Below are 4,532 nucleotides of genomic sequence, written 5' to 3' on the forward strand. Positions count from 1 at the left end.
GCAGTCCTGCACGTGCTCGACGGCGGCCGCGTCCTGGGGGCCGTCCGCCTGGAGGACGCAGTGCGTCCGGAGTCCCGGCAGGCCGTGGCGGCGCTGCAGAACCGGGGCGTCAAGGTGGCCATGGTCACCGGCGACGCGCGGCAGGTGGCCCAGGCCGTGGCGGCGGACCTCGGGATCGACGAGGTGTTCGCCGAGGTCCTGCCGGCGGACAAGGACAAGAAGGTGGCCGAGCTCCAGGCCCGCGGGCTGAAAGTGGCCATGGTGGGCGACGGCGTCAACGATTCTCCGGCCCTGGCCCGTGCCGAGGTGGGCATCGCGATCGGCGCCGGCACCGACGTGGCTATGGAGTCCGCCGGCGTGGTCCTGGCCGGAAACGATCCCCGGGCTGTGCTGTCCATGGTGGACCTGTCCCGGGCGAGCTACCGGAAGATGTGGCAGAACCTGGTGTGGGCAACGGGCTACAACATCCTGTCCGTGCCCCTGGCGGCAGGCGTCCTGGCGTTCGCGGGCGTTGTCCTCTCGCCGGCGGCGGGTGCCGTGCTGATGTCCGCGTCCACTATTGTGGTGGCGCTGAACGCCCAGCTGCTGCGGCGCCTGAAACTGAACCCGTCCGGGGTACGTTGAAAGGTGTGGCCAACCGGGTCCGCGGGAAAGGAGGGAACAGCATGAAGGCAGGCAACCGCACCGCCGTCGTGGCTGCCCTCCGCCCGGCCGCGCTGGCCGCCGCAGTCCTGGCCCTGCTGGCCGGGATCCTGGGGATGCACGTGCTGACCGCAGGCCATTCAGCCCACGCGACGGCGGCCTCCACAGCTCCTGCGCACGCCGGCCATACCGGTGCCGCGCACGACGGCGACGCTTCCCGCCAGGCCGGGAAGGCCGCCGTCGGGCATTCCCATAACGGCCACACAGGGCACTTCACCCGGCCCCCGGCCGGGTCCTTCGCCGCCTCGGGTTCCTGCAGCTCCGGCTGCCAGGGGGCGGAGGAAACCGGAGCGGCCTGCATCCCGCTGGTTCCGGCCGGATCGCCCGGCATCACCCCTCCCCCTGGCACCTTGGCAGCTCCGCTTCCCCTGGCGGCAGGAGCCCGGTCCGCCGCCTACAGCTACATACCTTCAGGTCCCACGCCCTGCGAACTGTCCATCAGCCGGACGTAAACGGGCCCCGCGGCGTGCCGCTGCACGCATCGTTTCGGCCCAGTTCCACTGACCCGTTTGAAGGACAAACCCCATGAACAGCAAAATCAAAACCCTCTCCCTCGCCGCTGCCCTGGCTGCCTCGCTCGGCCTTGCCGGCTGCGCGGCCGGCTCCGGAAGCTCCGGCGGAAGCACCATGCCCATGCATCACGGCGGCCCATCCGCCCCGATGTCCAGCATGATGCCGGACGCCAGCGCCGACCATAACCAGGCGGACGTCATGTTCTCCCAGATGATGATTCCGCACCATGCCCAGGCCGTTGAGATGAGCGACATCATCCTGGCCAAGCAGGACGTCCCAGCCGAAATCACAGCCCTGGCCACCAGGATCAAGGACGCCCAGGCGCCCGAGATCGAGACCATGACCGGCTGGCTGGAAAGCTGGAACGTGCCCACCATGATGTCCGACCACTCCGGGCACGGCATGAGCGGCATGGTGGACGCTGACGGCATCGAGAAGTTCAAGGCCGCCGAGGGGACCGACGCCGTCCGGCTCTTCCTCGAACACATGATTGAGCACCACGAGGGCGCCATCGACATGGCCCAGCAGGAAATCGGCGCCGGCAAGTACCCGGAGTCCATCCAGCTCGCCCGGGACATCGTCACCGCACAGGAAGCCGAGATCACTGAGATGAAGGAGCTGCTCGGCACGCTCTGACCCTCACCCGCGACGCTCTCTCACTTACCGCACCAAATCGGCGAACGCTCGCTCACTTTCCTGAGGAAAGTGAGCGAGCGTGCGTTCGGGAGTTGCGTTAAGTGAGCGAGCGTCGTCCTGGCAGGCGGCGCCTGACTCTTGGTGCCACCGGCTTCACATGCTCGGGCAGGATCCCGACGCCGACGAACCGGGCGGTCACGCGCCGCAGCACCGGCGAGGCGAGCCGGAGGACAGGAGGCAGCCAGCGCGGCGCAACCCGGCTGCCTTTGGTTGCCCTGGCAAGGGCCCGGTGTCCTGCACGCTGAAGCCGCTGCATGATCTTCACGGGTATCTCGCGCCGACGCTGCACGGCGGCGAGCTTCTCCGGCGGTGCGGTGCCGGCGGCAAGGTCTTCGGCAATGGCGTTGGCCAGTGCCACCGCATCCTGGATCGCGAAGTTCACGCCGACGCCGAACATCGGGGACATCGCATGCGCTGCATCGCCGATCGCGATAAAGCCGGGGCGGTGCCAGCGCCGGAGCCTGTTGATCCGGACGGAGAGTAGCTTGACCTGGTCCCAGTCCTGCAGCGTGTCAACAACCGGCTGCAGGAAGGGTGCCGCGTATGTGATGCGTTCACGTAATGCGCCGAGCCCCTCCTTTTCCAGGCCATCGAAGCCGCCCTTCTCAATGACCATGCCTGACTGGTACCTGTCGCCGCGGTCGATGGTGAGGACCATTCCCCGCGATGACACGTAGGCGAGGGTTACGGGCGGCGGGTCGGGCGGTTTGGGCAGGCCGAACCAGAGCACGTCGATGGGCACACCGAACTCGTCGGCGGTCAGCCCGGCCGCCGCGCGGAGCACTGATGCCCGCCCGTCGGCAGCGACGGTCAGCGTTGCGCGGAACTCTCGTCCGCCGTCGGGCCCTGTTGCCCGGATGCCCCGCACCTGGTCCTGCTCCACGATGAGTCCGGTGGCTTCGGTCTCCATGTGCAGCTCGAAGGTGGGGAAGGCCGCAGCCTCGCCGGCCAGGAAGTTGAGGAAGTCCCACTGCGGAGCGAGGACCAGGAAGTTGTCCGGACCGCGGAGGCTGTGGAAGTCAACGAGGGTGAAGCGATGGCCGTCCACCACCGCGTCCATCGTTGACAGGCGTGTCAGGGGCAGCTGCAGGAAATTCCCGCGCAGCCCGAGTTCGCCCAGCAGGGTCACGGTTGAGGGGTGGACGGTGTCGCCGCGGAAGTCGCGGAAGAAGTCGCCGTGCTTTTCCAGCACGGCAACCTTGAGGCCGGCCCGCGCGAGCAGGTAGCCGAGCACGATGCCGGCGGGTCCGCCGCCAGCGATCACGCAATCATGTTCCGAGGTCTCTCCGGTCACGTCATCCCCTTTCCGTTTCCGGGCTGCTTCCATGGTGGCGTGAGCTGGGCGGGATGGGTAGTGCGGGAGCGTCGCGGGAAATGCCGCAATAGGTGAGAGAGGGTGCAGGCAGGAGGCGCAGGATGTGAAAGAGCGTCGCGGGGTGTTGCGTGTTAAGTTGAAAGGCACGGGCTGAACGTCCGTCCGCCAGCTGGGAAGAGGGACATCTCCTTGGACACATCCGCACCAGTACGAATCCTCACCGTCTGCACCGGCAACATCTGCCGCTCCCCCGTTGCCGAACGGCTGCTGCAGGCAGGGCTCGACCAGGTGCTGCCGGGTGGTTTCGAGGTAGCCAGCGCCGGAACCCGCGCCATGGTGGGCGACCCCATCCAGCCAATCTCTGCGGACATCGTGCGGACCTTTGGCGGCAACCCGGAGGGCTTCGCGGCCCGCCAGCTCACCCCGAAAATCCTCCGCGGCGTTGACCTGGTGCTCACCATGACCTCGGGCCACCGCGGGGAGGTCCTGCAGCTGGACGCCTCCCTGTTGAAGCGGACGTTCACCATCCGCGAGTTCGCCCGCATGCTCGACGTGCTGGACCAGCGGGACGCCTCCTCCCAGCCTTCCGCCGCCCTTTCAGAGGGGCCCGACGGCGGCGATCCCCTCGCTGCCAACACCGCCCTCTGGCGCAGCCTGCCCGCCAGGGCGGCCAGCGTGCGCCACCTCTCGCTGCCCGCCGATGCGGCCGACAATGACGTCATCGACCCCTACCGCCGCGCCCCCGAGGTATACCGGCAGATGGAAGACGAGCTCGCCCCGGCCATCGTCTCCATCCTCCGGCACGCACGCCTGCATGCCCCCGACCGCCGGAAGGCTGCCAGGACGCTGTAAGGAAACTGCGAACTAGTGTGCGGCTTTCGTGCGGGTTCCCCTGATGTGCCGCCGTGCTCGCGGTGCTAGCTTTCCCCAAGGGACAGTGCCCGGATCACGGGCCCGTTGCGGAAAACCGGCACGGGTACTGGCAGATGACAGTTTGGACAAGTTTGTAGCCAGCAAGGGGCTGGCGGGCGGACACTGATCCCACCAATCAGATTGATGTGGAGGCAATATGAGCACTCCAGGCGGTTCCGGCCCTTCCGGAGCCACAGGGTCGGGCGCGGACCCGGCAGGCCACGGCATGGTGGCGCACGGTCGCCGTCGCTGGATTGCGGCGCTGCTGGCGCTGGTGCTCGTGGCGGCTGCCGTGGTGGCCGTGATCAGCCTGAACCGGGCCGACCAGGAAGCGCAGCCGGCGGCGACCCAGGCCGAGTCGCCGAGCCCGACGCCGACGCCCTCGCCAACACCC

General features: G+C 68.3%; 5 protein-coding genes and 1 pseudogene. 5 read left to right on the forward strand and 1 reads right to left on the reverse strand.

Features of this window, described 5'->3' with window-relative positions; all coding sequences use genetic code 11:
• From AC5RTT_RS19705 to AC5RTT_RS19715, 3 genes are all read left to right on the forward strand, one after another.
• Window positions 1–624, forward strand: a 624-nt coding sequence (locus AC5RTT_RS19705) for an HAD-IC family P-type ATPase (RefSeq protein WP_494146586.1), incomplete at its 5' end; no start/stop codon positions are given.
• A 41-nt stretch (window positions 625–665) separates the two neighbouring features.
• Window positions 666–1,154 carry a hypothetical protein gene (locus tag AC5RTT_RS19710; protein ID WP_494146587.1) on the forward strand — a complete coding sequence of 163 codons (489 nt, stop codon included), beginning with the start codon at window positions 666–668 and terminating at the stop codon, window positions 1,152–1,154.
• Window positions 1,155–1,227: 73 nt separating this feature from the next.
• Window positions 1,228–1,851: a DUF305 domain-containing protein gene (locus AC5RTT_RS19715; protein WP_494146588.1), complete on the forward strand. Its 624-nt coding sequence runs from the start codon at window positions 1,228–1,230 to the stop codon at window positions 1,849–1,851.
• Between the two features lie 97 nt (window positions 1,852–1,948).
• Here AC5RTT_RS19715 and AC5RTT_RS19720 read toward each other — a convergent pair whose 3' ends face one another.
• Window positions 1,949–3,205, reverse strand: a complete 1,257-nt coding sequence (locus AC5RTT_RS19720; protein ID WP_494146589.1) for an FAD-dependent oxidoreductase — start codon at window positions 3,203–3,205, stop codon at window positions 1,949–1,951.
• A gap of 210 nt (window positions 3,206–3,415) precedes the next feature.
• Here AC5RTT_RS19720 and AC5RTT_RS19725 point away from each other — a divergent pair, with 210 nt between their 5' ends.
• Both AC5RTT_RS19725 and AC5RTT_RS19730 read left to right on the forward strand, forming a co-directional pair.
• Window positions 3,416–4,078 carry an arsenate reductase/protein-tyrosine-phosphatase family protein gene (locus AC5RTT_RS19725; RefSeq protein WP_494146590.1) on the forward strand — a complete coding sequence of 221 codons (663 nt, stop codon included), beginning with the start codon at window positions 3,416–3,418 and terminating at the stop codon, window positions 4,076–4,078.
• A 217-nt stretch (window positions 4,079–4,295) separates the two neighbouring features.
• Window positions 4,296–4,532 (forward strand): annotated as a pseudogene (locus AC5RTT_RS19730) (LCP family protein); the annotation flags it as partial.

It is taken from the genome of Arthrobacter sp. Y3221157, from assembly GCF_059089865.1.

Excerpts from the sequence above, each read along its gene's own strand:
- AC5RTT_RS19710 (WP_494146587.1), top strand. The coding sequence starts at position 666 with ATGAAGGCAGGCAACCGCACCGCCGTCGTGGCTGCCCTCCGCCCGGCC.
- AC5RTT_RS19715 (WP_494146588.1), top strand. The coding sequence starts at position 1,228 with ATGAACAGCAAAATCAAAACCCTCTCCCTCGCCGCTGCCCTGGCTGCC.